The organism is Rhodanobacter sp. C06 (genome assembly GCF_002001105.1).
Classification (GTDB): Bacteria; Pseudomonadota; Gammaproteobacteria; order Xanthomonadales; family Rhodanobacteraceae; genus Rhodanobacter_A.
This window is the reverse complement of record NZ_MUNP01000036.1, coordinates 62,995-87,561: the sequence shown is the minus strand read 5'-3', so window position 1 is coordinate 87,561 and position 24,567 is coordinate 62,995. Positions and strand designations below refer to the sequence as shown.

General features: G+C 69.1%; 24 protein-coding genes. 7 read left to right on the top strand and 17 right to left on the bottom strand.

The window, feature by feature from the left end:
• Window positions 1–56 precede the first annotated feature (56 nt).
• The 6 genes from bioC to B0E52_RS04880 form a co-directional block, all read right to left on the bottom strand.
• Window positions 57–959 carry a malonyl-ACP O-methyltransferase BioC gene (bioC, locus tag B0E52_RS04905; protein ID WP_077482265.1) on the bottom strand — a complete coding sequence of 301 codons (903 nt, stop codon included), beginning with the start codon at window positions 957–959 and terminating at the stop codon, window positions 57–59.
• Window positions 952–1,725: a pimeloyl-ACP methyl ester esterase BioH gene (gene bioH, locus B0E52_RS04900; RefSeq protein WP_077482264.1), complete on the bottom strand. Its 774-nt coding sequence runs from the start codon at window positions 1,723–1,725 to the stop codon at window positions 952–954. The genes bioC and bioH overlap by 8 nt, the downstream gene beginning before the upstream one ends.
• Window positions 1,722–2,687, bottom strand: a complete 966-nt coding sequence (locus tag B0E52_RS04895) for a sulfurtransferase (protein WP_077482263.1) — start codon at window positions 2,685–2,687, stop codon at window positions 1,722–1,724. The genes bioH and B0E52_RS04895 overlap by 4 nt, the downstream gene beginning before the upstream one ends.
• Window positions 2,688–2,715: 28 nt before the next feature.
• Complete coding sequence (bioF, locus tag B0E52_RS04890) at window positions 2,716–3,909, bottom strand: 8-amino-7-oxononanoate synthase (RefSeq protein ID WP_077482262.1); 1,194 nt, start codon at window positions 3,907–3,909, stop codon at window positions 2,716–2,718.
• A 73-nt stretch (window positions 3,910–3,982) separates the two neighbouring features.
• Entirely contained in the window at window positions 3,983–5,026 is a 1,044-nt protein-coding gene (gene bioB / locus B0E52_RS04885) for a biotin synthase BioB (protein WP_077482261.1), read from the bottom strand.
• A gap of 160 nt (window positions 5,027–5,186) precedes the next feature.
• Window positions 5,187–7,169: a multicopper oxidase domain-containing protein gene (locus B0E52_RS04880; protein ID WP_077482260.1), complete on the bottom strand. Its 1,983-nt coding sequence runs from the start codon at window positions 7,167–7,169 to the stop codon at window positions 5,187–5,189.
• A gap of 151 nt (window positions 7,170–7,320) precedes the next feature.
• Between B0E52_RS04880 and B0E52_RS04875 the strand changes: the two genes are divergently transcribed.
• Window positions 7,321–8,061 carry a ComF family protein gene (locus B0E52_RS04875; RefSeq protein ID WP_077482259.1) on the top strand — a complete coding sequence of 247 codons (741 nt, stop codon included), beginning with the start codon at window positions 7,321–7,323 and terminating at the stop codon, window positions 8,059–8,061.
• 176 nt (window positions 8,062–8,237) lie between these two features.
• A complete protein-coding gene (locus B0E52_RS04870) occupies window positions 8,238–8,834 on the top strand; it encodes a glyoxalase superfamily protein (protein ID WP_077482258.1) in 597 nt (198 codons plus the stop codon).
• A gap of 39 nt (window positions 8,835–8,873) precedes the next feature.
• On the opposite strand, the gene ubiA is transcribed toward B0E52_RS04870, so the two are convergent.
• The gene (gene ubiA, locus B0E52_RS04865; protein ID WP_254426711.1) at window positions 8,874–9,803 is read right to left on the bottom strand and encodes a 4-hydroxybenzoate octaprenyltransferase; all 930 of its coding nucleotides are present in this window, start codon (window positions 9,801–9,803) and stop codon (window positions 8,874–8,876) included.
• A 217-nt stretch (window positions 9,804–10,020) separates the two neighbouring features.
• Window positions 10,021–10,176, bottom strand: coding sequence for a hypothetical protein (locus B0E52_RS18510; protein ID WP_168174125.1), 156 nt, complete (start codon window positions 10,174–10,176; stop codon window positions 10,021–10,023).
• Here B0E52_RS18510 and B0E52_RS04860 point away from each other — a divergent pair.
• The 3 genes from B0E52_RS04860 to B0E52_RS04850 all read left to right on the top strand — a co-directional run bounded on the left by B0E52_RS04860 (window position 10,175) and on the right by B0E52_RS04850 (window position 13,260).
• Window positions 10,175–10,690, top strand: a complete 516-nt coding sequence (locus B0E52_RS04860) for a Rossmann fold nucleotide-binding protein (protein WP_077482315.1) — start codon at window positions 10,175–10,177, stop codon at window positions 10,688–10,690. The two genes, B0E52_RS18510 and B0E52_RS04860, sit on opposite strands and share 2 nt — an antisense overlap.
• A gap of 122 nt (window positions 10,691–10,812) precedes the next feature.
• Entirely contained in the window at window positions 10,813–11,157 is a 345-nt protein-coding gene (locus tag B0E52_RS04855; protein ID WP_077482256.1) for a TfoX/Sxy family protein, read from the top strand.
• 93 nt (window positions 11,158–11,250) lie between these two features.
• Window positions 11,251–13,260, top strand: coding sequence for a winged helix-turn-helix domain-containing protein (locus B0E52_RS04850; protein ID WP_168174124.1), 2,010 nt, complete (start codon window positions 11,251–11,253; stop codon window positions 13,258–13,260).
• Between the two features lie 189 nt (window positions 13,261–13,449).
• On the opposite strand, the gene B0E52_RS04845 is transcribed toward B0E52_RS04850, so the two are convergent.
• Window positions 13,450–14,022, bottom strand: a complete 573-nt coding sequence (locus B0E52_RS04845) for a hypothetical protein (RefSeq protein ID WP_139351585.1) — start codon at window positions 14,020–14,022, stop codon at window positions 13,450–13,452.
• A 222-nt stretch (window positions 14,023–14,244) separates the two neighbouring features.
• Here B0E52_RS04845 and B0E52_RS04840 point away from each other — a divergent pair, with 222 nt between their 5' ends.
• Window positions 14,245–14,613, top strand: a complete 369-nt coding sequence (locus B0E52_RS04840) for a VOC family protein (RefSeq protein ID WP_077482314.1) — start codon at window positions 14,245–14,247, stop codon at window positions 14,611–14,613.
• Window positions 14,614–14,683: 70 nt separating this feature from the next.
• Window positions 14,684–15,034, top strand: coding sequence for a DUF3147 family protein (locus B0E52_RS04835; RefSeq protein WP_077482253.1), 351 nt, complete (start codon window positions 14,684–14,686; stop codon window positions 15,032–15,034).
• A gap of 128 nt (window positions 15,035–15,162) precedes the next feature.
• On the opposite strand, the gene ilvD is transcribed toward B0E52_RS04835, so the two are convergent.
• The 8 genes from ilvD to leuD all read right to left on the bottom strand — a co-directional run bounded on the left by ilvD (window position 15,163) and on the right by leuD (window position 24,505).
• Complete coding sequence (ilvD, locus tag B0E52_RS04830; protein ID WP_077482252.1) at window positions 15,163–17,037, bottom strand: dihydroxy-acid dehydratase; 1,875 nt, start codon at window positions 17,035–17,037, stop codon at window positions 15,163–15,165.
• A gap of 41 nt (window positions 17,038–17,078) precedes the next feature.
• Window positions 17,079–18,647 carry a threonine ammonia-lyase, biosynthetic gene (ilvA, locus tag B0E52_RS04825; protein ID WP_077482251.1) on the bottom strand — a complete coding sequence of 523 codons (1,569 nt, stop codon included), beginning with the start codon at window positions 18,645–18,647 and terminating at the stop codon, window positions 17,079–17,081.
• Window positions 18,644–18,922 (bottom strand): acetolactate synthase small subunit, encoded by a 279-nt coding sequence (gene ilvN / locus B0E52_RS04820; RefSeq protein ID WP_077482250.1) that lies wholly within the window; start codon window positions 18,920–18,922, stop codon window positions 18,644–18,646. The genes ilvA and ilvN overlap by 4 nt, the downstream gene beginning before the upstream one ends.
• A gap of 142 nt (window positions 18,923–19,064) precedes the next feature.
• Window positions 19,065–20,897, bottom strand: a complete 1,833-nt coding sequence (gene ilvB, locus B0E52_RS04815; RefSeq protein ID WP_139351589.1) for a biosynthetic-type acetolactate synthase large subunit — start codon at window positions 20,895–20,897, stop codon at window positions 19,065–19,067.
• 158 nt (window positions 20,898–21,055) lie between these two features.
• On the bottom strand, window positions 21,056–21,397 hold the full coding sequence (locus tag B0E52_RS04810) for a hypothetical protein (protein WP_077482249.1): 342 nt from the start codon (window positions 21,395–21,397) through the stop codon (window positions 21,056–21,058).
• Between the two features lie 75 nt (window positions 21,398–21,472).
• On the bottom strand, window positions 21,473–22,483 hold the full coding sequence (gene ilvC, locus B0E52_RS04805) for a ketol-acid reductoisomerase (RefSeq protein WP_077482248.1): 1,011 nt from the start codon (window positions 22,481–22,483) through the stop codon (window positions 21,473–21,475).
• Window positions 22,484–22,718: 235 nt separating this feature from the next.
• Window positions 22,719–23,927: a 3-isopropylmalate dehydrogenase gene (leuB, locus tag B0E52_RS04800; protein ID WP_077482247.1), complete on the bottom strand. Its 1,209-nt coding sequence runs from the start codon at window positions 23,925–23,927 to the stop codon at window positions 22,719–22,721.
• Complete coding sequence (leuD, locus tag B0E52_RS04795; RefSeq protein ID WP_077482246.1) at window positions 23,924–24,505, bottom strand: 3-isopropylmalate dehydratase small subunit; 582 nt, start codon at window positions 24,503–24,505, stop codon at window positions 23,924–23,926. Before leuD ends, leuB begins: the two co-directional genes overlap by 4 nt.
• Between the last annotated feature and the right edge of the window lie 62 nt (window positions 24,506–24,567).

Genomic DNA, 24,567 nt, shown 5'->3' with positions numbered 1-24,567 from the left:
GAGCACCCGCCCCTCACCCAGCCCTCTCCCCAAAAGGGGAGAGGGAGAAAAGTGCGTCAGCGCCGCCGTGACCCCTTCAGGCTGCCGAGCGAGAAGCTGGCCACCTCGCCGCCGCCAGGCAAGCGCCGCGACTGTCCCGGCGGCGGGCCCCACGCGTGCGCGGTCACCACTTCCCAAGTGGCAGGGATGCGGCCGTCCACGCGCATCGCCTCGTAGGCGGCGAGCATGGCGCGGTAGTGCGACTTGCCGGTGAGGTGGCGTTCGCGCGCGGCGTCGGCGTGGGTGGCGCCCAGACCGCGCAGTTCCTCCAGCAGCTTGCGCGGTTCGCTGTAGGTGAGCGTGTAGCGTTCCACGTCCAGCACCGGGTCGCGCAGGCCGGCGTTGAGCATCGCGTCGCCGATGTCGTGCATGTCGAGGAAGCGGCTGACGTGGGAGTGGCCGTCCACCGCGGCCCAGGCCGCGCGCAGTTCCTTCAGCGTGTCGGGGCCGAAGGTGGTGAACGCGAGCAGGCCGCCGGGTTTCAGCACGCGCGCGCATTCGCCGAACAGCGCGGCGAGGTCGTCGATCCACTGGAAACACAGGTTGGAGTGCAGCACGTCCACGCTGTGGTCCGGGAAGGGCAGGGCGGTAGCCTCGGCGCAGACGCGGCGGAACGGTTTCAGCCAGCCGCTGTGCGCCTTTGCCGCGCGCAGCATCGGCAGCGCGAGGTCGACCGCGACCACCTCGGCCTTCGGGTAACGCTGCTTCAGCTGCGCGGTGCCGCGGCCGGTGCCTGCGCCCACGTCGAGCACGCGCTCGGGGAGCAGGCCTTTGTGATCCGGGGATTCATCGTAGAAGGTGAGCCGGTCGAGCAACAGGCCCTGCACTTCGCGCTGCAAGGCATCGTGCTGTTCGTAGCTGCGCGCGGCGCGGCCGAAGTTGCGGCGCACCTGGGTGCGGTCGAGGTGGAACTCATTCATGAAAACTGTCCAGCAAAGGCTGCAGCGCCAGCGCGACCTCGTCGGCGTGGGCGAAGAACGGCGCGTGGCCGGCGTGTTCGATCTGCGCGTAGCGGCCGTGCGCCTGCTGCGCCGACCACTCCATCGCCTGCGGATGCACCAGGCGGTCGCGGCGGCCGGCGATCCACGCACTCGGTTGCCGCAGCGACGGCAGCTGCGCGCGCAGGTCGCGGGTTTCCAGGATGCGGATGCCTTCCTGCAGCACGCGCAGCTCGGGCTCGCCGCGGGCGAACGCGATCTCGCGCAGATGGCGCAGCGCGGCGCGCTGGTCGGCGCTGCCCATCGCCTCCAGCGACAGGAAGCGGTCGATGGTGGCGTGGTAATCGGTTTCGAGATCCAGCGCGAGCTGGTGCACCATCGCCGCGTCGCTGCCCCAGGGCCAACTGTCGTCGCGCACGAACTTCGGCGTGGCGCACAACATGGCGAGGCCACGCACCTGCTGCGGCTGTTCCAGCGCCGCGGTGAGCGCGATCAGCCCGCCCAGCGACCAGCCCAGCCAGAGCGCCGGCGGCGTGGCCGCCGCGATTGCCGCGGCGCAGGCGGAAGGCTCCAGTGCCAAGCCGCAGTCGCGTGAGTACCCGTGGCCGGGTAGGTCGACCACGTGCAGCGTGCAGCGATCCGCCAGCGCCTCGACCAGCGGCGCCAGCACGCCGCCGTGCATCGCCCAGCCGTGCAGCAGCACCAGCGGGACGGGGCCGTGGCCAGCTTGTTCGATGAAGAGCTTCACGCCCCGCCCCAATGAAGCGCCGCGCTTTTTGCATTCGCCTCCTCTCCCCTCCGGGGAGAGGATTGAGGTGAGGGGCCGAGGCTTGCGGGAGAGTTGCCCAGAGCACGCTCCGGCAGCAGTTTCTCGCCAGCGTGGCCCCTCACCCCGGCGGGGAGAGGGAGCATTGCGGGCTTCGCGTCAACCTCGGCGCAAGATTGTCCCCTCACCTCAATCCTCTCCCCAAAGGGGAGAGGAGGCGAAGGTAGAAGCTGTTTGTCTATGGCCCCGCGCCCGTCGAACACGAAGCAATCGCCTTGCCAGTGCGCGCCGTCGGTGAGTTCGAGGTACTTGAGTATCCCGCCTTCGAGCTGGTGCACGCGTTCGATGCCGATGTCCTGCATGTGCAGCGCGGCCTTCTCGCAGCGGATGCCGCCGGTGCAGTACGACACCACGGTCTTGTCCGCGAAACGCGCGCGGTCGGCGGCCACGGCGGCGGGGAAGCCGGTGAAGCTGGCGAGGCGGTAGTCCACCGCCTGCACGAAACGGCCCACGTCGATCTCGTAGTCGTTGCGGGTGTCCAGCATCAGCACCTCGCGGCCGGCGTCGTCATGGCCCTGATCCAGCCAGCGCTGCAGCGTGGGTGCATCCACCGCCGGTGCGCGACCGCCTTCGGGGCGGATCGCCGGCCGGTGCATGGTGATGATTTCCTTTTTCAGGCGCACGCGCAGGCGGCCGAACGGCGCGTCGTCGGAGAGCGACTCCTTCGCCTTCATCCCGGCGAAGCGCGGGTCTCCGTGCAGCCACGCCATGAAGGCGTCGACCGCCGCGCGCGGACCGGCGAGGAACAGGTTGATGCCTTCCGGTGCAAACAGCACGGTGCCCTTCAATGCCAGCGCGGTGGCGCGTTCGAGCACGCGTTCGCGCAGCGCGGGCAGGTCGTCCAGTGCGACGAAGCGGTAGGCGGCGAGGTTGACGATGTTCATGGGGGAAAGGCGGCGAAACGACCGGCCATTATACGAGGCTGCCCGCGGGGGCCGGTTTCGGCAGCCCGGCCAGTGCATCCAGCAGTTGGTCAACGTATTCCTCCTCGTGCGCCGCGCTGAGCGTGATGCGCAGCCGCGCCTGCCCCGACGGCACCGTGGGCGGACGGATCGCGGTGACCAGGAGGCCGCGCTGTTCCAGCGCCTGCGCGGCATCCAGCGCGGCTTGCGCGTCGCCGAGCAGCAGCGGCTGGATCGCGCTGGGCGAGTTCATCAGCGGCAGGCCGAGCTGCGCGGCCCCGGCGCGGAAGCGGGCGATCAGCGATTGGAGTTTTTCGCGGCGCCAACCGTCGCGACGTGCCAGCCCCACGGCGGCACAGGCGGCCGCCGCCAACGCGGGCGGCATCGCGGTGGTGTAGACGTAGGGTCGCGCGAATTGCACGAGGCCATCGATCAATGCGGCCGAGCCGGCGACGAACGCCCCGCTGCAGCCCAGCGCCTTGCCCAGCGTGGCCATCAGCACCGGCACTTCGCGCTGGCCCAGTCCGGCGGCCGCCACGCTGCCGGCGCCATCCGCGCCCAGCACGCCCAGGCCGTGCGCGTCGTCCACCATCAGCGTGGCGTGTTCGCGCGCGCACAGCGCGGCGAGTCGGCCGAGCGGCGCCACGTCGCCATCCATGCTGAACACACCGTCGGTGGCGAGCAGGGTGGCGACACCGGGGCGGCTTGCCAGCTGGCGCGCGGCCGCGTCGACATCGGCGTGCGGATAGCGCTTGAGTTCGGCGTCGGCCAGTCGCGCACCGTCCAGCAGGCAGGCGTGGTTGAGCTTGTCCTGCATGCACAGGTCGCCGCGTGCCAGCAGCGCCTGCATCACGCCAAGGTTGGCCATGTAGCCGGTGGAGAACAGCAGCGCACGCTCGCGCCCCGTCCATTCGGCCAGCGCGTCCTCCAGCATCGCGTGCTCGCGGCGATGGCCGCAGATCAGGTGCGCCGAGGTGCTGCCCACGCCTTCGTCGTCGGCCACGCGTTTGAATGCGGCGATCAGCTGCGGGTGTTGCGCAAGGCCCAGGTAATCGTTGCCGCAGAAACCGAGCAGGCGCCGGCCGTTGCTTTCCAGCCACGGGCCTTCGGCATGCTCGACCACGCGCAGGCGACGGCGCAGGTTGGCGTGTTCGCGTTCGGCCGTCTGGATCGCCAGGCGGTGCAGAAGGTCGATGCGGGCCATGAACGAAGCTCTTTGCTCTTGGCCCGTCATTCCGGCTTTCGCTGGAATGACGGGATTGAATGGTTGATGGCGGCTAGGCCGCCGCAGTGCACCCGCACCCATGCCCGCAACCCGCGTCAGCGCTCTCCATGATGTCGGCGTGCACCGTGCCCGCTTCCTCCACCACTTCCATGGCGTGCAGGTCGAGCCGGCGGAACAGCGCGCGGTCGTGCTCGGTGTCGGGGTTGCCGGTGGTGAGCAGTTTCTCGCCGTAGAAGATCGAGCCGGCGCCGGCGTGGAAGCACAACGCCTGCACCGCGTCGTCCATCTGCTGGCGGCCGGCCGAGAGGCGCACGATGGACAGCGGCATCAGGATGCGCGCCACCGCGATGCTGCGCACGAATTCGAACGGGTCGAGCGGCTCGGCATCGCCCAGCGGCGTGCCCGGCACCGGCACCAACTGGTTGATCGGCACCGAGTGCGGGTGCTCGGGCAGGTTGGCCAGCGCCTGCAGCAGGCCGGCGCGCTGCGCACGCGTCTCGCCCATGCCGACGATGCCGCCGCAGCAGGTCTTGAGGCCCGCGTCGCGCACCTGTTCCAGCGTCTGCAGGCGGTCCTGGTATTCGCGGGTGTGGATGATCTCGCCGTAGAACTCCGGCGCGGTGTCGATGTTGTGGTTGTAGTAGTCGAGGCCGGCGTCCTTGAGCTGCTGCGCATGGCCCTCGCCGAGCAGGCCCAGGGTGGCGCAGGTTTCCAGGCCGAGATCCTTCACGGCGCGCACGATCTCGGCGACCTTGGGGATGTCGCGGTCCTTCGGCCCGCGCCACGCCGCGCCCATGCAGAAGCGGCTGGCGCCGGCGGCCTTGGCGGCCTTCGCGCGGGCCAGCACGTCGTCGACTTCCATCAGCTTCTGCGCCGCCACGCCGGTGTCGTAGCGCGCCGCCTGCGGGCAGTAGGCGCAGTCCTCGGGGCAGCCGCCGGTCTTGATCGACAGCAGCGTCGACACCTGCACCGCGTTCGGGTCGTGGTGCGCGCGGTGCACGGTGTGGGCGCGGTGCAGCAGTTCGTTGAACGGCAGCGCGAACAGCGCGGCGACTTCCTCGCGCGTCCAGTCGTGGCGGATGACGGCTTCGGGCATGGGGAGGCTCCGTGGCAGAGGCCGTGAAGTGTGGGTGGCGTCGCAAGCTCCGTCAACTTCTGTCGTGGCGATATCGGTTGACGGGAGGTCGAAAAAAGGAAGGCGGCCCGCGGGCCGCCCTCTCACTCCTCTCCACTCACTCCTCTTCACATGTTCGCCGCTACTTGCCACGCGCCGCCTTCACCTGGTCGGCGCTGATGGTCCTGGCCTGGTTGCCCCACGACGTGCGCTCGTGGTTTGCGATGTCGGCGATGTCGGCATCGTTCAACGTGGCGGCGAACGGCGGCATCGCGCTGGGGTAGCTGGTGCCGTTGATGGGCTCGCCGTGCAGGCCGTTGAGGATCGTGGCGATCTGCTTGGCGGGGTCGTCGTTGAGCACCGCGGGGTTGTCCTTGAGCGGCGGGAAGGCGCCGGGCAGGCCCATGCCGGTGGCCTGGTGGCAGGCCGCGCAATTGGTGGCATAGAGCGAAGCGCCGCGTGCGGCGTCGAACTTGTACGGGCCGGCCGGGGCGGCCGGTGGCGGTGCGGGTGCCGCAGTGGCGGGTGCCTTGCTGATCGGCGGGGCGGCGGCGGGCGCGCCGGCCGCCGCGGTGATCTCGAGCACGCCTATCGCGCCCAGCACGGCGTGCGCCATCGCGTGGTCCACGAACGGGTACTTGCCCGGCTCGTCCAGTTTCAGGTCGAACACCGCGCCCTCGCCAGGCCCCACGCTGTAGGTGGACACGCCGTCGATCGCCTGCGCCGGGTTGCCGCCCGGATACACCTTGTCGAAGATCGCGCCGATCACGTGGAACGCGCTCCACAGGCTGGGGCCGGCGTTGACCACGTAGAGGCGCACCAGATCGCCCGGCTTGGCGGTGAGCGGATGGTCGCGGTACTGGAACGCGGCGCCGTTGAACACCACCTCGTCGGGGCGCATCGCCTGCATCTTCCCGTAGTCGCCGGCCATCAGCTGGCCGGCCACCTGCTGGGTGTACCACTCGCCCTGCACCAGCACGTAGCTCTCGGCGGCGGACGGCAGCGCCGTGGCCGGATCGACGATGATCGCGCCGTACATGCCGTTGGCGATGTGCAGCAGCACCGGCGGCGTGCCGCAGTGGTACAGGAACGCACCGGGCACCTTCGCCACGAACGAGAACTTGATCGACTCGCCCGGCATGATGTCCACGTAATGCAGGCTGGGCGGCGTGATCGCGGCATGGAAGTCGATCGAGTGCTGCATGCTGCCGTGGTTGGTGAGCGTCACGTTCACCGTCTGCCCCTGGCGCACGTGGATGACCGGGCCCGGCACGCTCTTGCCGAAGGTCCAGGCCTGGTATTGCACGCCGCTGGCGATCTCCACGGTCTGGTCGCTGACGGCTATGTCCACTTCCACGCTGTCGCCCGGCGTGAGCGGCGGCAGGCGTGCATCGCGCGCCTTGTCGATCGGCTGGCTGGAAGCCAGCGACAGCGGCGTCACCGCGGCGGCGGCGGCCGTCGGCGAGGGCGACTGCACGTGCAGCGCGCTGTGCAGGCCGGCCAGCAGCAACGCCACCAGCACCAGCACGCCGGCCAACGCCGGGCCCTGCACGCGCCACGACAGGTGCTTCACCTCGGTCGGCCGGATCGCGGTGTTCCACGCGGAGAACCTGCGCCAGCCCGGCCACTTCGACTCGATCAGGTAGTCCAGGCTGTACGGGCTGGGGCCGGAGCGCTGGTTGATGACGATCAGCGCCGCGAAGATCAGCACGTAGCTGAGCGCCGCGCCGATGTTGTTCGCACCCACCGAATATGGCCCGCCGAAACCCTCGGCCGTACTCCAGATCAGCAGGCTGAACAGCAGGCCGACGATGTAAGTGATCTTGCGCGCGAAGCCCAGCAGCAGCGCCAGCGCCAGCAGCGATTCGGCGATGCGCGTGGCCCACACGAACAAGCCCGCGTGCGGCGTGACCAGGCCGATCCACAGCTGGAACCACCAGGCCGACCATGCTGGCTGCCCGGTGGCGGCGTTGTGCAGGTAACCCACGTAGTGGCTGGCGAAGTCCGGCGAGAAGGTCAGCGCGGCGCTGACCACCCAGATGATGCCAAAGGCCACGCGCAGCGCGGTGCCGGTCAGGGCCGGCCAGTTCGAAGGGGCGGGGTGGTCGTCGTCGTGCACGGTCATGCGAAATCTCCTGGAACGGATGAGCGGTTGCCGACGAGTGCGGCATCGACGCGACTGCCACCGACGGGCAGAGTGTACGTCCATGCCGTCGATGCGCAGTGACGTGCGTCAAGTGCGTGCCGCTACCATGGCCACAGAAACGGGAGGGCGCATGGACAAGGCAAGCCTGCTGCAACCCTGGCATGTGCTGTCGCGCTGGTTGCTGCCACTGCGCTGCCTGCTGTGCGGCGCGCCGGGTGCGGATGACGTGGACTTGTGCGCGGCCTGCGCCGCCGAACTGCCGCGCAACCGCAGCTGCTGCGCGCGCTGCGCCCTGCCGCTGGCCGTGCCCGCCGCGCAGTGCGGCGAGTGCCAGCGCCATGCGCCGCCCTGGGATGCGGCGTGGGCGCCGTTCCGCTACGGCTGGCCGCTGGACCGGCTGGAGTCGCGCTTCAAGTTCGGCCGCGACCTCGCCGCTGGGCGCGCGCTGGCGACGCTGTGGCAGCGCGAGCCGATGTCGTTGCCGAAGCCCGAACTGCTGCTGCCGGTGCCGTTGCACAGGGCACGCCTGCGCCAGCGCGGCTACAACCAGGCAATGGAGCTGGCGAAGCCGCTGACGCGCCACTTCGGCCTGCCGCTGCGCCACGATGTGCTGCAACGCATGCGCGGCACCGAAGCGCAGACCGAACTCGACGCCGTGGCCCGTCGCCGCAACGTGCGTGGCGCCTTCACCGTACGTGCCGGCATTGCATTGCCAGCGCACGTGGCGATCCTCGACGACGTGATGACCACTGGCGCCACCCTCGCCGAATGCGCCCGCGTGCTGAAGCGTGCTGGCGTGGCGCGGGTCGACGCGTGGGCGCTGGCGCGGGCGCCGGCGCCGCAGGGGCGAGGTCCAGTTCCGGTGCCCTGAAGGCCGCTCTGGCCGGTGTTATGCTGGCAACCGGCCGATACAGCCTGCCGCCTGCACCCGCTTCGGGAACGGTGAATGTATCTGTGGTACGCAACGAACCCTTCGTCATGGCGAACGGATCGGCAACGCAGGCACCGATGCATCCACTTCGTTCGCCAGGAAACGGAGGATTCAACATGCGAGACCATCTCGACGCCAAACTCATGGCGAAACAGCTGCGGCAGCGGCTGGCGGAGAAATCGATTGAGCTCGGCCACGGTGAATGCCTGGAACTGGTCGCGAACCAATTGGGTTACGCCGACTGGAACACACTGGCGGCGCGCATCGCACTGGCGAAACGACGCGGCGACGATGCCGCGACCGGCATTCGTTTCAGGTCGGCGACGCCGATTTTGCGCATTTTCTCGCGCGACAAGGCGCGCGAGTTCTATTTGGACTATCTCGGCTTCCACCTGGACTGGGGCGATGCGCCGCTCACTGCCGGTATCGGCCCGGCGCCACTGTATACGCAGATCTCGCGCGACAGGCTGGTGATCCATCTGTCCGAGCACCACGGTGATGGCAGCCCTGGTGGCGCCCACTGGATCACCATGAAAGGTCTTGATGCATTCCACGCCGAATTGGCGGCCAGGAAATACCCCAACATGCATCCCGGGATCGAGCCGATGCCGCCGCGGCTGCGCGTGATGGAGGTGATTGACCCGTTCGGCAACCGTCTGCGCTTCGGTGAATTCACCCAACTGCCGATCAGGGCGGACGGCAGTCCCGCCTGACATGTCGCGCGAGCGTTGCGGGTGCGGCACCCGCAACGCTCACCGCACCGCCAGCGCCAGCACGATGCCGACCCACATCGTGAGCCCCCACCAGTTGTTGTGGCGGAAGGCAGCGAGGCAAGGGCCGCGTTCGCGCGTGCGGATCAGCCACAGCTGGTACGCGAACAGGCCGGTGGCGACCAGAAGCGCCAGCCAGTACGGCCAGCCCAACTGCGCGCGCTGGCCCACGAACACCATCGCCAGCAGCAGCGAGGCCATCAGCACGCCGAGGATAGGCAGGTCGGCGTCGCCGAACAGGATCGCGGTGGATTTCGCGCCGGCCTTGAGGTCGTCCTCGCGGTCCACCATCGCGTACTCGGTGTCGTACACCACCGACCACAGGATGTTGGCGATGAACAGCAGCCAGCCCAGCGGCGGCACGTTGCCCGCCACCGCGGCGAACGCCATCGGGATGGCCCAGCCGAACGCCGCGCCCAGCACCACCTGCGGCAGGTAGGTCCAGCGCTTGGTGAACGGATAAATGGCCGCCAACGCGGCGCCGGCGAACGACAGCTTGATCGTCAGCGCATTGGTGAACAGCACCAGCACGAAGGCGAAGGCGAGCAGTGTGCCGAACACGACCAGCGCCTCGCGCGGCGTCACCCGCCCACTGGCGATCGGCCGCCCTGCGGTGCGTTCCACCAGCGGGTCCAGCTTGCGGTCGGCGTAATCGTTGATCGCGCAGCCCGCCGCGCGCATCGCGAACACGCCCAGCGTGAAGATCGCCAGCGGCTTGAACGGCGGCCAGTCACCCGCTGCCAGCCATAGCGCCCACCAGGTCGGCCACAGCAGCAGCAGCGCGCCGATCGGGCGGTCCATGCGGGTGAGCACGAGGTAGTCGCGCGCCTTCTCGCGGTATCGTGGCGGCAAGCGACCCAGCAACCAGTCCAGCACGCCGCTGGCGCGCGCCGAGCTGTCCGCCGGGCGCACGGTCACCACGGGCGGTGCCTTCGCGGTGCGTGGCGCCGCCGAGGGAGCAGGTTTGCGCCGCTGGCGCTTGCGCGGTGGGGAAGCCATCGGGGAAGTTTAGCGTGCGGGGGTGCATGGGGCGGCGTGACGCAGTGCAGGGAATGGCAGGATGTCGTTCGCTCGGCACGATTTCGAGGAGCATTGGCTCGCGAGGCACTTCGCTGGCTGCTCGGGCGCGTCACTTGTCCCATGTTTCGCCCCGTGAAACGATGCCTTGGTTGTCTCCAGTGCCATCAAGTGTTGTGGGATTGAGCCGCATCACCCGCGTGCGCGGCACGATCGCATTGCCATTTGAAACCACCTTCGAGTCGGGCTGCGAGAGAAGGATCGGCATGACCAAATCCATACGTCGTCCCCAGGTATGCGTCTTGGGCAGTGCAGACCCGGGCTCCGCCGCATACGAGTTGGCCGGTGAGGCCGGGGCGCTTCTCGCAAGACTGGGGATCACGTTGATCAGCGGCTGCGGAAGTCCGGCAACCAGGGCCGCGGCCGAGCGAGCCATTGGTGATGGTGGATTGGTAGTCAGCATCGTTCCGCCGGATCGGATGCCTCCGGCAGACTGGCCCGCCACTGTTGTCATCCCGTGCGGAATGGGTGATGCGCGCAACCTGCTGATGGCACTCGCGGGAGATGCATGCATTGTCATCGGCGGGCGGGCCGGCACGATCTCGGAAGTCTGCCTGGCGTGGCTGCACAAGCGGCCACTGCTTCCGCTCGTTGGATGCGAGGGCTGGTCCAGCGAGCTTCCATCGAATCCGCCCGATGAAAGGCAGAACTCGCCCATCCTGGCCTGGAGCTCAATGGCCGAGCTTGAAGACCGGCTTCGCGGCTTGGGCCTGTCCCGGTGACGGGGTGGGCCCGTTTTCCGGCGCAGCACGCAAGAAGACCAAGTTCGGAGAACGATTCTCCGGCAACTCGAACCGACGTCGCCTCGTGGCGCGGCTTGATTCCCACTTGAGGTCGCACCCACATGGCCACCGATCGCGATTTTCTGGACTACGTGACCGAGCAGGTCGCGCTGGGCGAGCGGCTCACCCACAAGAAGATGTTCGGCGAGTACGCGCTGTACATCGACGGCAAGGTGGTCGCCTTCGCCTGCGACAACAGCGTGTTCGTGAAACCCTCCACCGCGGCGGCAACGCTCGCGCCGGGGCTGCCGCAGCGCCCGCCGTATCCCGGCGCGAAGGACTATCCGGTGGCCGACGAGCTGCTGGACGATTCGGACGCGATCCGCCGCCTGTTCGTCGAAACGGCGGCGCTGATGCCGGTGCCGAAGCCGAGGAAACCTGTGGCTGCGGGCAAGCGGGCCAGGTAGTCGTCCCACCATTGGCGGCCGCGCGGCGGCTTGCCGTACCATGACGCGGTTCGTCGCGGCGTCATCTGCTTCATCGTTCCGGCAGGAGCCGACGTGGAAGGCGAGGGGAGGCTTCGGTACATCGCGTTCGACGCGGTCGAGCTCGACCTCGACGGCCGACGCCTGCGCGTGGGCGGCCGCGACGTGGCGCTGGAGCCCAAGGCGTTCGACGTGCTCTCGCTGCTGGTGCAGGCGCCGGGCAAGGCATTCTCGCGCGACGATATCCTCGACGCGGTCTGGGGCCATCGCCATGTCACGCCCGGCGTGCTCAATCGCGTCGTCACCCTGGTTCGCCACGCGCTGGGCGAGAATGCGGGCAGCACGCGCTACATCCACACCTTGCATGGCGTCGGTTACCGCTTCGATGGCGTCGTGCGGTGTTTCGCACAACGCGCCGAGCCGCCGGAAGGCCTCGCTGCGGCCGCCAGCATCGCATCGGCCACACCGTCGTCGTCGGCATCGGAGCCGGACGATCCGTCGGTGGTGTTGCCAGACGCAGCCGGCGCCGAGGAGCAGGCGAGGGATGCTCCGACAGCCGCCGCATCTGACGTGTCGGCGAAGCCGCGCCACTGGTCGGCGTCATCCGGGCTTTGGCTGCTTGCGGCGAGCCTGGTGGTCGTCGCCATCGGAATCTTGCTCTGGCGGCGGACAAGTCCCGCGAAACCGGCGGCCGCGCCGCCGCCGACCCTGGTGGTGCTGCCGCTGCGGGCGATCGGCAACGACAAGAACGAGGCCATCTTCGCGGACGGCTTGAGCGAGGAGTTGACCACGGAACTCGCTCGCGTCGACGGCCTGCGCCTGATCGCCAGCGTCTCGGCCGCGCGGGCGCGCGAGCTGGGGTTCGACGCGGCGCAACTGGCCGAGCGCCTGCACGTCAACTATGCGATCGAGGGCAGCTTGCGCGAATCCGGCGATGCGCTGCGCATCGACTTGCGCCTGATCGAAACGCCATCGGGGCGCACGGTGTGGGCGCAAAGCTACGATCGGCAGACGAAGGATGTCTTCGGCGTGCAGCAGGAGATCGCGCAGGCCGTGGCGTCGGCGCTGGCACTGCACCTGCCGCTGGATCGCGTCGCGGTGAAGCCGCCCGACCTGGCGGTATTCCGCGAATACCTGCGGCTGCGCCACATCTTCATGACGCGGCCCGACGACGCGGACTACGACAAGGCCGAGGTCGCGCTGAATGCGCTGGCCGCGCGAGCGCCCGACTACGCGCCGGTGCACGGCTTGCTCGCGCTCAACCTCGCCACGCACCTCGAGCCGGGGCGCGAACTGGAGGCGCTGCCGGAAGCCACCCGCGCGCTGCGGCTTGATCCCGACAACGTGTACGCGCATGCCGTGTTGGGCGAACTGGCCTGCCAGCGCGACGAGTGGAACGACTGCATGAAGGAGCTGCGCGCGACGCTGGCGCGCAATCCGACCGATCCGGTCATGAACAACCTGGTGGGCATGCGCCTGGCGGGGCTGGGCTATGGCGAGGAGGCGCTGCGCCTGGCCCAGGTCGGTTACGCGATCGATCCGCTCAGCTACTGGGCGGTCGCCAATCTCGGCGCCCAACTCGACGCGCTGGGTCGCCACACGGAGGCGCAGCGCTATCTCGATGCCTTGCCGGGCCTGGCCGGCAAGCCCAACGTCGTGACCGACGAGCTGCGCTGGCGCAACGCCGTCTGGCGCAAGGACCTGGCCGATGCGCGCGACATTGCCGCGAACATGCCCGACGATTTTGCGCGCAAGCCGCTGTACGTCGCCTTCAGTGCGGCGCTGGCCGACCCTGCGCGGTGGCCGCAGGCGCTGGCGAAACTGCGCGCGGCGCAGCAGGCCAGCGATACGCCGCTCTTGCTGCAGCTGCAGGTGCCGCAACCCGACGAAACGATGGCACTGCGTTTTTTCGAAAAGCCCTGGTTTTTCTACGGCAGGTTGCTGTGGGTGCCCGAATACGCGGCGATCCGGCAAGGCCCGGCGTTCTCCGACTTCCTGCGCCGCACGAAGATGCTGGCCTACTGGAACGCGAACGGCTGGCCGCCGCAGTGCAAGCCCGATGGCGACGGCGCGCGCTGCGACTGATCGCGAAGCGTTTCGTCCCGGCTTCGGCTGCAGGCAGGGAGGTCGGCGCGGATGCGTTGCGCCCAGGAAGCTGCCGGAGCTTGCGGATCAGCCGTTGGGGTGACCGATGCGCGATCGCCGTCCATGGCCGGCCATCCGTGGGCGGGTCGAGAGTCGGAAGATCGCAAACCCCCGCAGTCCGAGCGGCGCCTAGGACAAGGGCTGCTTCGCGCAGGTCACCTTTGTGTTCCAGTCGGCGAAGGTGCCTTTGGGGTTGTCCTGCCAGGCCCATACGTGCAGGTAGTAGGCCTCCGGCAGGCCGAAGCGGTTCGGCACCTGCAGCAGGTTCATCAGGTTGCCGGCCACCTCGGGCGGTGGGCCGCCCGGGTGACGCGCCGCCCAGTCGGCGGCGACCTCGATGAACTCCACGCCCACCAGGCGCATCGAGCCGTCCGCCATCGGTTCATAGATCAGCGCCTCCGGCGCGCTCGGGTCGAGCACGCCGTCCGCGATGCGCGACGGGTTTACCAGATGGACGCCCATGGCGCCGGTATCCGGCCCGCTCACGCATGGCGTGGCGACCACCCAGCCGGTTTCCTTGTGCAGGGCCACGTTGATGTCCTGGTACTTCGCGGTTGCGATGCGGATTTCCTGCACCAGTGGCGAATGGCTGCTGACGCCTTGCATGTCCATGGACGACGGATCGCCCGCTGGCGCCCCCAGGGCGTATGCGGGTGCCAGCGCCAGCATGGACATGGCGATAAAGAGTGCGTGACGTGACATGATCCCCTCCGATCAACTCGACAATGATGGAATGCTTGGCGGCAGGCCTTGCCGCCCGTCCAGCCTGCCCCCGGCGCCGCCCGGAAGCTTGAGGACGGGCTTGGGCCATCGCGAGGAAATCGCGTGGAAAGCTTGGGGAGCGGCACGGGGCCGCGGTTTCCGGCCACCCGGGCCGGCGGCATCCGGCGCGCTCGTCAGGCACCAGCCGACAGGAGCATGCGCATGTCCGATTTCACCAAGGTGCGATTCGTACTCGCCGTGCCGAACCTGGCCCGGTCCACGGACTACTACACGTCGGTGCTCGGGCTGGGCATCGAGTTCACGGCGCCGGGCTGGACGTTCCTGGCGCGGGGCAGCTTTCGCGTGATGCTGGGCGAGTGCACGGACGCCATCCCGCCAGCCGAGCTGGGCGATCATTCGTGGTACGGCTACGTGACGGTCTCGGACGCCACGGCGCTGTATGCCGAGTACCGGGCGGCAGGCGCCGAGTTCACCCAGCCGCTGGCGGACAAGCCCTGGGGCATGCGCGAGTTCGGCGTCCGCACGGTGGATGGCCATCGGATCATGTTCGGGCAGGAGCTGCAGGCTTGAGCGATGTCGCGGCATTCATGCCGATACCGTTCTACGATGCGTTTCCATCGAAACGACGGATCCCACGCCCATGCTGCAATACGCGTTGAAGGTGCTGGTTTCGGCCATCGTCGTAGTGGCTGTCGCGGAGCTGGGCAAGCGCAGCTCGCTGTGGGGCGCGCTGCTCGCATCGCTGCCGTTGACGTCCCTGCTGGCGTTCATCTGGATCTACCGCGACACCGGCAACGTGGCGGCCGTCGCCGCGCTTTCGACGGGCATCTTCTGGCTGGTGCTCGCCTCACTGCCGCTGTTCCTGATACTGCCGGCCCTGCTCCGGCACGGAGTCGCATTCTGGCCGGCGCTGGGCCTTGCCTGCCTCGCCACGGTCGGGGCGTATTTCGGGCTGGTGTGGGCGCTGGGGCGCCTCGGCGTGCGTATCTGATGGCTCATCATCCCAGCGAGGCGCTTTTCAACAGCCGAAAGCTAGTCAAGCTGGGATCCAGCGACTTGGTGTCGTTGAGAGTAACGGCACTGGATTCCAGCCTTCGCTGGAATGACGGCAAAAGAGCGTCAGGTTGTTGCGCCGTCCGTATACCCAGCACCCAACCTGCCGAGATCCCGCACTGCTCCATTCGCGGCATTCGATGCCAGCGCTGCATAGGCCTGTAGTGCGACCGAGACGGAGCGTGTGCGATTGACCGGCTTCCACGCCTCGCGACCACGCGCCTGCATCGCGACGCGGCGGGCGGCGAGGGTTTCCTCGGGCAGATCGAGGCGGATGCCGCGGTTCGGGATGTCGATGGCGATCGGGTCGCCGTCCTCGACCAGGGCGATCAGGCCGCCTTCGGCCGCCTCGGGGGAGACGTGGCCGATGGACAGGCCGGAGGTGCCGCCGGAGAAGCGGCCGTCGGTGATCAGCGCGCAGGCCTTGCCCAGGCCCTTCGATTTCAGGTAGCTGGTGGGGTAGAGCATCTCCTGCATGCCCGGGCCGCCGCGCGGGCCCTCGTAGCGGATCACCACCACGTCGCCGGCCTTCACCTTGTTGCCGAGGATGCCGCTCACCGCCGCTTCCTGGCTTTCGTAGACCTTGGCGGTGCCATGGAAGACCAGGATGGAATCGTCCACGCCGGCGGTCTTCACGATGCAGCCTTCCGGCGCGAGGTTGCCGAACAGCACAGCGAGGCCGCCGTCGCGGCTGAAAGGTGTTTCGGCCGAGCGGATCACGCCGTGCTCGCGGTCGGTGTCCAGGCTCGTGAAGCGCGAGGACTGGCTGAAGGCGACCTGGGTGGGCACGCCGCCGGGTGCGGCGCGGTAGAAGGTATGCACCGCTTCGTCGTTGCTGCGGCGGATGTCCCATTGCGCCAGCGCGTCGCCCAGCGTGGGTGCGTGCACGGTGGGGCGGCTGGTGTCGAGCAGGCCGGCACGGTCCAGCTCGCCCAGGATCGCCATGATGCCGCCGGCGCGGTGCACGTCCTCCATGTGCACGTCGCTCTTCGCGGGCGCCACCTTGCACAGGCAGGGCACGCGGCGCGAGAGCCGGTCGATGTCGGCCATGCCGAAGTCCACGCCGCCTTCGCGCGCCGCGGCCAGCAGGTGCAGCACGGTGTTGGTGGAGCCGCCCATCGCGATGTCCAGGCTCATCGCGTTCTCGAACGCGGCGCGGTTCGCGATGCTGCGCGGCAGCGCACTGGCGTCGTCCTGCTCGTACCAGCGGCGGGCGAGATCCACTACCACGCGACCGGCGCGGCGGAACAACTGCTCGCGATCCGAATGCGTGGCCAGCACCGAGCCGTTGCCGGGCAGCGCCAAGCCCAGCGCCTCGGTGAGGCAGTTCATCGAGTTGGCGGTGAACATGCCCGAGCAGGAGCCGCAGGTGGGGCAGGCCGAGCGCTCCAGCGTCGCCACTTCGGCGTCGCTGTAGCTGTCATCGGCGGCGGCCACCATCGCGTCGATCAGGTCCAGCGAGCGCTCCACGCCCTTCATCTGCGTCTTGCCCGATTCCATCGGGCCACCGGAGACGAACACCGCGGGGATGTTCAGCCGCATCGCCGCCATCAGCATGCCGGGGGTGATCTTGTCGCAGTTGGAGATGCACACCAGCGCGTCGGCGCAGTGCGCGTTGGCCATGTACTCCACGCTGTCGGCGATCAGTTCGCGCGAGGGCAGCGAATACAGCATGCCGCCGTGGCCCATGGCGATGCCGTCGTCCACCGCGATGGTGTTGAACTCCTTGGCCACGCCGCCGGCGGCTTCGATCTCGCGCGCCACCAGTTGGCCGAGGTCCTTCAAATGCACGTGGCCGGGCACGAACTGGGTGAAGCTGTTCGCCACCGCGATGATGGGCTTGCCGAAATCGCCGTCCTTCATGCCCGTGGCGCGCCACAGGCTGCGGGCGCCGGCCATGTTGCGGCCGTGGGTACTGGTGCGGGATCGGTAGGCAGGCATGGGTGTTCGTACTCCGGGGACGATGTGTTTGGCGGGTGGGGTCAGCTGCGCAGCAGCAGGCGATAGGCGGCGTTGTCGCTCTCGTCGCAGTGCGGGTAGCCGAGTGTTTCGAGGAAGCGGCGCAGCGCGGCCTGCTCGTCGGCCGGCGCCTGGATGCCGACCAGGATGCGGCCGTGGTCGGCGCCGTGGTTGCGGTAGTGGAACAGGCTGATGTTCCAGTCCGGGTGCAGGCGGGCGAGGAAGTCGGGCAGCGCGCCGGGGCGCTCGGGGAAGTCGAAGCGGTACAGGCGTTCGTCCTGCGCCAGCGGCGAGCGGCCGCCGACCATGTGGCGCAGGTGCAGCTTGGCCAGCTCGTCGTCGGCCAGGTCGAGCACGGCGAAGCCCTGTGCGCGGAACGCGGCAGCCAGCGCCGCGCGTTCGTCGCGGCTGGCAGTCTGCACGCCCACGAAGATGTGCGCCTGGCGCGCGTCGCCGATGCGGTAGTTGAACTCGGTGATGTTGTGCCGGCCCAGTGCGGCGCAGAAGCGGCGGAAGCTGCCGCGCTCCTCGGGAATCGTCACCGCGAACAGCGCCTCGCGCTGCTCGCCGGCCTCGGCGCGCTCGGCCACGAAGCGCAGCCGTTCGAAGTTCATGTTCGCGCCGGAGACGATCGCGGCGAGCGTGGCGCCCTGCAATCGGTGGGTGGCGGCGTACTGCTTCAGTCCCGCCAGCGCCAGCGCGCCGGAGGGCTCGGGCACGCTGCGGGTTTCCTGGTAGATGTCGCGGATCGCGGCACACAGCGCGTCGCCGTCGACGCGCAGCATCGCGTCGACATGGCGACGGCAGAGTTCGAAGGTGAGCGCGCCCACCTGCTTCACCGCGGTACCGTCGGCGAACAGGCCCACCTCGGGCAGGGTCACGCGCGCGCCGCTTTCCAGCGAGCGCGCCATCGCGTCGGAATCATCGGCCTGTACGCCGATCACCTTCGTCTGCGGCGACAGCGTCTTGATGCAGCAGGCCACGCCGGCGAGCAGGCCGCCGCCGCCGACCGGCACGAACACGGCGTCCAGTGGCGTGGATGACTGGCGCAGCAGTTCCATGCCCACGGTGGCCTGGCCGGCGATCACGGCCAGGTCGTCGAAGGGATGCACGAACACCAGGCCGCGCTCGGCCTCGATGCGCGCGGCGGCGGCCTGGGCGTCGCTGTAGGAGTCGCCCACCAGCACGACCTCCACGAAGTCGCCGCCGAAGCGGCGCACCGCGTCCACCTTCACCTGCGGCGCGGTCACCGGCATCACGATCACCGCGCGGATGCCGAGCTTCGCTGCCGCCAGCGCCACGCCTTGCGCGTGGTTGCCGGCCGAGGCGGCGATCACGCCGCGCGCGCGCTCGGCGGCGCCGAGCGCGGCCATCTTGTTGTAGGCGCCGCGCAGCTTGAACGAGAACACCGGCTGCAAGTCCTCGCGCTTCAGCAGCACGCGGTTGGCCAGGCGCGCGGACAACTGCTCGGCCGGCTCCAGCGGCGTCTCGCGCGCGACCTCGTAGACCCGTGCGGCCAGCGTGCGGCGCAGCAGGTCCAGGTCGGACGGTGCGGCGCCGGTCTGCGCGCGCGGAGCGAGCCGGGCGTTCATGCCGGGGTGGCGGCCAACCGGCTGCCGTCGCGGCCGCCCACCAGCGACAGGCTGTTCGCGTCCAGCACGTCCACCAGCTTGCGTAGCTGGCGCAGGATCTGCTGCAGCGTGCCGTCGTCGCCATGCAGCACCAGGGTGAGCTGCGAGACCGCGGGATCGTGCGTGGCCGCCACGGTGAGCGCGTCGATGTTGACGTGGCGCGCGGCGAACAGCCCCGCCACGCGCACCAGCGCACCGGATTCGTTCTGCAGCAGGATGGACAGGGTGTGTTTCATGGCGTTGCTCCGCAAACCTTTCATGGGTGCAACCAACCGTTCGTCCTGAGCGTAGGCCCGCAGGGCCGAAGTCGAAGGGCTGTCGCGAGGGCGCTTCGACTGCGCTTGCTGGCGCAAGCTTCGCTCAGCGCGAACGGTGTTTTCAGAACATCGACGTGGATGGGACCTCGTTTGCCTCAGCTGGTGCCGCATGGCGCGAAGCGATGAACTTGCCCGTGATCATCTGCGCGTAGCTGGCGCCCGGCCCCACCATCGGGTACACGCCGGCGTCGGGGTCGATCACCACTTCGAGGAAGGCCGGCCCGTCGCAGGCAAGGAAGTCGGCGATGGTGGCTTCAAGTTGTGCCGGGTCGTCCAGCCGGCGCGCCCAGCCGAAGCCGTCGGCTTGTGCGGCGAGTACGAAATCCTTCTTGTGCAGGCTCTTGTCCGAGGCGGCGAAGCGGTGGCCGAAGTACAGCTTCTGCCACTGCCGCACCATGCCGTCGCCGCTGTTGTTCAGCACGACGACCTTCAGCGGCAGGCCGTAGGTGGTGACGGTCTCCAGCTCGCCCACGTTCATGCGGATGCTGGCGTCGCCGTCGATGTCGAGCACCAGCGCGTCGGGCCGCGCGAACTGCGCGCCGATCGCCGCGGGCAGGCCGAAGCCCATCGTGCCCATCGAGCCGGAGGTGAGCCATTGCCGCGGCGCGCGGAAGTCGAAGTACTGCGCCGCCCACATCTGGTGCTGGCCCACGCCGGTGCTGACCACGGCGCGGCCCTTGGTGTGGCGGTTGATCGCGGCGAGCACCGCCTGCGGCTGGATCAGGGGACTGGCGCGGTCCCAGTCCATCGCATGCGTGCACTTCAGCGCGGCGACGTGGGCCTGCCAGTCGGCCAGCTGCGGCTGCAGGTCGCGCGCGCGGCCATATGCCGTCAGGCGTTCCAGCGCGGCGGCGAGCGGGCCCACGTGCTGCCAGTCCACCGCCTTCACCTTGCCGATCTCGGCGGGGTCGATGTCGACCTGCGCGATGAACTTCGCCTGCGGCGCGAACTTGTCGGGCACGCCGGCGACACGGTCGTCGAAGCGCGCGCCCAGCGCGAGCACGAAGTCGCAGTCCTCCACCGCGTAGTTCGCATAGGCGGTGCCGTGCATGCCCAGCATGTGCAGCGCCAACGGTTCGGTGCTGTCGAACGCGCCCAGGCCCATCAAGGTGGTGGTGACCGGCAGGCCGAACGCGTCGGCGAACACGCGCAGCGCCACCGCCGCCTCCGCCGCGACCACACCGCCACCGGCGTAGATCAGCGGGCGCCGCGCCTGCATCAGCGCAGCGAAGAACGCGGCGCAGGCCTCGTCGTCCAGCCGCGCGCTTTCCACCGCACGCAAACGCGCGCGGTAGCCGGGGATGGCGAGGCGGCTGGCGCCGTCGAAACGCAGCGTGGCGTTCTGCACGTTCTTCGGCACGTCCACCACCACCGGGCCCGGGCGGCCGCTGCGCGCGATCTCGAACGCGGTGCGCACGGTGGCTTCCAGCTGTTCCGGGTCGGTGACCAGGAACACGTGCTTGGCGCAGGCGCCCATGATGTTGCTCACCGGCGCTTCCTGGAACGCGTCGCTGCCCAGCGCGGTGGTGGGTACCTGGCCGCAGATCACTACCAGCGGGATCGAGTCGGCCATCGCGTCGCGCACCGGCGTGACCATGTTGGTGGCGCCGGGGCCGGAGGTGACGATGGCCACGCCCACCTTGCCGGAGGCGCGCGCGTAGCCGGCGGCCATGAAGCCCGCGCCCTGCTCGTTCGCGGGCACGATCAGCGGCATGGGATCACGCTGATTTATTCCGGTGCCGGAACCGGCACCGCGGCCATCGGCCGTGGCGTGGTCGGCGTTATGGCGGAACACCGCGTCGTACACCGGCAGGATCGCGCCGCCGGAATAGCCGAACAGCACGCCCGTGCCCTCGTCGGCCAGTACCTGCACGATCGCCTCCGCGCCAGTCATGGCGAGGCCGGCGAGCGGGTGCGGTTCGATCGCGGTGGCAGGCTGTGCCGTCTGCGCTGAAATCGTCACGTGGGGTTCCTGGTGGATGGGGTGTGCGATGGCATCCGGTTTTCCCTTGTCGTCATTCCGGCTTTCGCCGGGATGACGAACCGCGTTCGTCAATTGCGGATCAGGTCGCGCTCGACGGCCGGATGCACCGGCACACCGAAGGTGGCGATGATCTGCAAGTCCTGCTCCAGCGTGGAGAAGCGCTCCCACGCAATGCCGTTGACGTCGGTGGCGCTGCTGAAGCCTTGCGCGTCGTCGTCCTCGAAGCCGAGCTGGCAGATCCGGCCGGCCTTTTCGGGTTGCTGGCGGATCGAGAAGTTGAGGCTGTCGGTGCGCCACATCGCGTAGATGCCGTAGACCAAGGCCTGCGGCGGCTGGCCCAGGCGCTTGCTGTAGTCGGCGATGGAGGCGTCCAGGTCGGCGACGGCCAGGGCGATATGGAAGCGTTTCATGGCGAACCTCGTTCTGCTCTCGTTGCGTCAGTGGAATGGGCCGCGCGGCGTGCTGCACGCGCGACCCGGTGTGCGTCAGCCGACCTTCTTCAGCGGCTCGCCGGCCGCCTTCGCGGCGCCGGCCTGCAGCCACGCCATGCGCGCACGCAGCTGCTTGCCCACCTGCTCGACCGGATGGTCGAGGTCGGCCTGCTTGTACTTCTTGTAGTTCGGCAGGCCGGCGTTGTATTCGGCGATCCAGTTCTTCGCGAAGGTGCCGTCCTGGATGTCCGTCAGCACGTCCTTCATGCGAGCCTTCACGCCGGCGTCGATCACGCGCGGGCCGCTGACGTAGTCGCCGTACTGTGCGGTCTCGGAGACGAACTCCAGCATCCGGGTGATGCCGCCCTCGTAGAACAGGTCGACGATCAGCTTCAGTTCGTGCAGCACCTCGTAGTAGGCGATCTCCGGCTGGTAGCCGGCTTCCACCAGGGTTTCGAAGCCGGCCTGCACCAGCGAGCTGGCGCCGCCGCACAGCACGGCCTGTTCGCCGAACAGATCCGTCTCGGTCTCTTCCTTGAAGTCGGTCTTGATGAGCATCGCGCGGGTGCCGCCGATGCCGTCGGCATAGGCCTTGGCTTTCGCCTCGGCGTGGCCGCTGACGTCTTGCTGCACGGCCCAGATGCAGGGTACGCCGCGACCGCGCTCGTATTCGCTGCGCACCAGCGCGCCGGGGCCTTTCGGCGCCACCAGGATCACGTCGATGTCCTTGCGCGGATCGATCTGCTTGAAGTGCACGTTGAAGCCGTGCGCGAACAGCAGCGCCGCACCGGGCTTGATGTTCGGTTCGATCGCGTCCGTGTACAGCTTCGGCTGCACCATGTCGGGCGTCAGCACGGCGACCAGGTCGGCGCCCTTCACCGCCTCGCCCGGCTCGGCCACGGCGAAGCCTTCGGCCTTGGCCTTCTCCCACGAGGGGCCGCCCTTGCGCAGGCCGACCACGACGTCGAGGCCGGAGTCGCGCAGGTTGAGGGCGTGGGCGCGGCCCTGGCTGCCGTAGCCCAGGACGGCGATGCGGGATGCGGAGAGGGTGGGGTTGCTGCTCATGCGGTGACTCCTCGATTGACGGTGACGCGAGTGCGTGCGGGTGGGTTGCTGCGTGGCTTGGCGGAACGGAAGTGGATTGCCTCCCCTGCGCGCGCCGTGGCGTCGGACAGGGGGCAGCGACGAAAGCACGCCGGGGAGTGGGCGTTCGTCGCCAATGGCGCCGCGAACGGCGCGCAGGGGAGGGCAAGGGTGGCGAAGGCGCGATGGCCTCCGCCGTGACGGGGCGGATGCATGCTCAGCCGCATGAGCGTGCTCCGCTGAAGAAGGCGTGCTCGTTGCTGACGTGCTCTTCCAGTGCCGCCAACACGGCATCGCGCACCTCGAGCGTGCCGGCGTGGCCGCCGATGTCGCGAGTGCGCGGGCCGTGCTGCAGCACGTGGTCGACGGCGGCTTCCACCGCTTGCGCTTCGGCTTCCAGCTGCAGCGAGTGGCGCAGCAGCAGGGCGGCCGACAGCATCGCGCCGACGGGATTCGCCACACCCTTGCCCGCGATGTCGGGTGCGGAGCCGTGGATTGGTTCGTACAGGCCCATACAGGTAGTGGCGGCCGCAGGCCGCACCGGATTTCCTTCTCCCGCTGGCGGGGGAAGAGCCTGCCCTCGAAGCGCTTCCGAACGGGGGTGGCCCGAAGGGTCGGATGAGGGGGTGCCTTCGCCCAGCGAGGCCGACGGCAGCAGGCCCAGCGAACCGGCGATCGCGGCGGCCTCGTCGGTGAGGATGTCGCCGAACAGGTTCTCGGTGACCACCACGTCGTAGCTGGCCGGCCGGGTCAGCAGCAGCATCGCCATCGAGTCGACCAGCTGGTGCTCCAGCGTCACGTCGGGGTAGTCGGCGGCCACGCGGTTGACGGTGCGCCGCCACAGCCGCGAGGTCTCCAGCACGTTCGCCTTGTCCACCGAGGTGACGTGGCGGCGCCGGCCGCGCGCCAGCTCGAAGGCGCGGCGGGCGACACGTTCGACTTCGGCGACGGTGTACTTGCACTCGTCGGTGGCGGTGTCGGCGGTCCTGGTCTTCGCGCCGAAGTAGGCGCCGCCAGTCAGTTCGCGCACGAACAGCACGTCGACGTCCTTCAGCTTCTCGTCCTTCAGCGGCGACAGCGCGGCCAGCGCGGGATGCACGGTGAGCGGGCGCAGGTTCGCGTACACGCCCAGCGCGGCGCGCAGGCCGAGCAGGCCTTGTTCCGGGCGCACCTTCGCATTCGGATCGGACCACTTCGGCCCGCCCACCGCGCCCAGCAGCACCGCGTCAGCGGCCTGGCAGGCGGCCAGCGTGGCGGCGGGCAGCGGCTCGCCGGTGGCGTCGATCGCGGCACCGCCGACCAGCTGCTCGTCGAACGCGAACTCATGGTCGAAGTGCGTGGCAACCGCTTCCAGCACGGCGACCGCGGCGGCGGTGACTTCCGGGCCGACGCCGTCGCCGGGCAGGGTGACGATGCGTGCCTTCATGCAGCCTTCTCCTGTTGTTCGTAATGAGTGATCGCATCCGCGTGCTGCTGCAGGAAGCCGAGCTGGTCGACGCCTTCCAGCAGGCAATGGCGCGCGAACGGCTCCAGTTCGAAGCCGATGCGGCCGCCGTCGGGCAGGACGACGTACTGTCCTTGCACGTCGATGCTCAGCTCGATGCCCGGGTTCGCCAGCAGCCACTGGTGCTCGGCGGCGGAAACCACGATCGCGAGCAGGCCGTTTTTCAACGCGTTGTTGCGGAAGATGTCCGCGATCTCGCTGCACAGCACCGCGTGGATGCCGTAGTCCAGCAGCGCCCACGGCGCGTGCTCGCGCGAGGAACCGCAGCCGAAGTTGCGCCCCGCCACCACGATGGCGCAGCCCTTCGCTTCCGGCCGGTTCAGCGGGAAGGCGGGGTTGTCGCTGCCGTCGGGCAAATAGCGCCAGTCGTGGAAGCACAGCTTGCCCAGGCCCGTGCGCGTGGTGGTGGTGAGGAAGCGCGCCGGGATGATGCGGTCGGTGTCGATGTTCTCGTCCGGCAGCACGGCGGTGCGCGAATGGAGGCGGGTGACGGGGCGCATTAATGAAATTCCTCGCTGGTTGCGTTCGCCTCCTCTCCCCTTTGGGGAGAGGATTGAGGTGA

Bases quoted from the DNA above. Each gene is read 5' to 3' on its own strand.
- bioC (WP_077482265.1), bottom strand. From the start codon at position 959: ATGAATGAGTTCCACCTCGACCGCACCCAGGTGCGCCGCAACTTCGGC.
- B0E52_RS04895 (WP_077482263.1), bottom strand. From the start codon at position 2,687: ATGAACATCGTCAACCTCGCCGCCTACCGCTTCGTCGCACTGGACGAC.
- bioF (WP_077482262.1), bottom strand. From the start codon at position 3,909: ATGGCCCGCATCGACCTTCTGCACCGCCTGGCGATCCAGACGGCCGAA.
- bioB (WP_077482261.1), bottom strand. From the start codon at position 5,026: ATGCCCGAAGCCGTCATCCGCCACGACTGGACGCGCGAGGAAGTCGCC.
- B0E52_RS04880 (WP_077482260.1), bottom strand. From the start codon at position 7,169: ATGACCGTGCACGACGACGACCACCCCGCCCCTTCGAACTGGCCGGCC.
- B0E52_RS04875 (WP_077482259.1), top strand. From the start codon at position 7,321: ATGGACAAGGCAAGCCTGCTGCAACCCTGGCATGTGCTGTCGCGCTGG.
- B0E52_RS04870 (WP_077482258.1), top strand. From the start codon at position 8,238: ATGCGAGACCATCTCGACGCCAAACTCATGGCGAAACAGCTGCGGCAG.
- B0E52_RS04860 (WP_077482315.1), top strand. From the start codon at position 10,175: ATGACCAAATCCATACGTCGTCCCCAGGTATGCGTCTTGGGCAGTGCA.
- B0E52_RS18510 (WP_168174125.1), bottom strand. From the start codon at position 10,176: ATGCCGATCCTTCTCTCGCAGCCCGACTCGAAGGTGGTTTCAAATGGC.
- B0E52_RS04855 (WP_077482256.1), top strand. From the start codon at position 10,813: ATGGCCACCGATCGCGATTTTCTGGACTACGTGACCGAGCAGGTCGCG.
- B0E52_RS04845 (WP_139351585.1), bottom strand. From the start codon at position 14,022: ATGTCACGTCACGCACTCTTTATCGCCATGTCCATGCTGGCGCTGGCA.
- B0E52_RS04840 (WP_077482314.1), top strand. From the start codon at position 14,245: ATGTCCGATTTCACCAAGGTGCGATTCGTACTCGCCGTGCCGAACCTG.
- B0E52_RS04835 (WP_077482253.1), top strand. From the start codon at position 14,684: ATGCTGCAATACGCGTTGAAGGTGCTGGTTTCGGCCATCGTCGTAGTG.
- ilvD (WP_077482252.1), bottom strand. From the start codon at position 17,037: ATGCCTGCCTACCGATCCCGCACCAGTACCCACGGCCGCAACATGGCC.
- ilvA (WP_077482251.1), bottom strand. From the start codon at position 18,647: ATGAACGCCCGGCTCGCTCCGCGCGCGCAGACCGGCGCCGCACCGTCC.
- ilvN (WP_077482250.1), bottom strand. From the start codon at position 18,922: ATGAAACACACCCTGTCCATCCTGCTGCAGAACGAATCCGGTGCGCTG.
- ilvB (WP_139351589.1), bottom strand. From the start codon at position 20,897: ATGACTGGCGCGGAGGCGATCGTGCAGGTACTGGCCGACGAGGGCACG.
- B0E52_RS04810 (WP_077482249.1), bottom strand. From the start codon at position 21,397: ATGAAACGCTTCCATATCGCCCTGGCCGTCGCCGACCTGGACGCCTCC.
- ilvC (WP_077482248.1), bottom strand. From the start codon at position 22,483: ATGAGCAGCAACCCCACCCTCTCCGCATCCCGCATCGCCGTCCTGGGC.
- leuB (WP_077482247.1), bottom strand. From the start codon at position 23,927: ATGAAGGCACGCATCGTCACCCTGCCCGGCGACGGCGTCGGCCCGGAA.
- leuD (WP_077482246.1), bottom strand. From the start codon at position 24,505: ATGCGCCCCGTCACCCGCCTCCATTCGCGCACCGCCGTGCTGCCGGAC.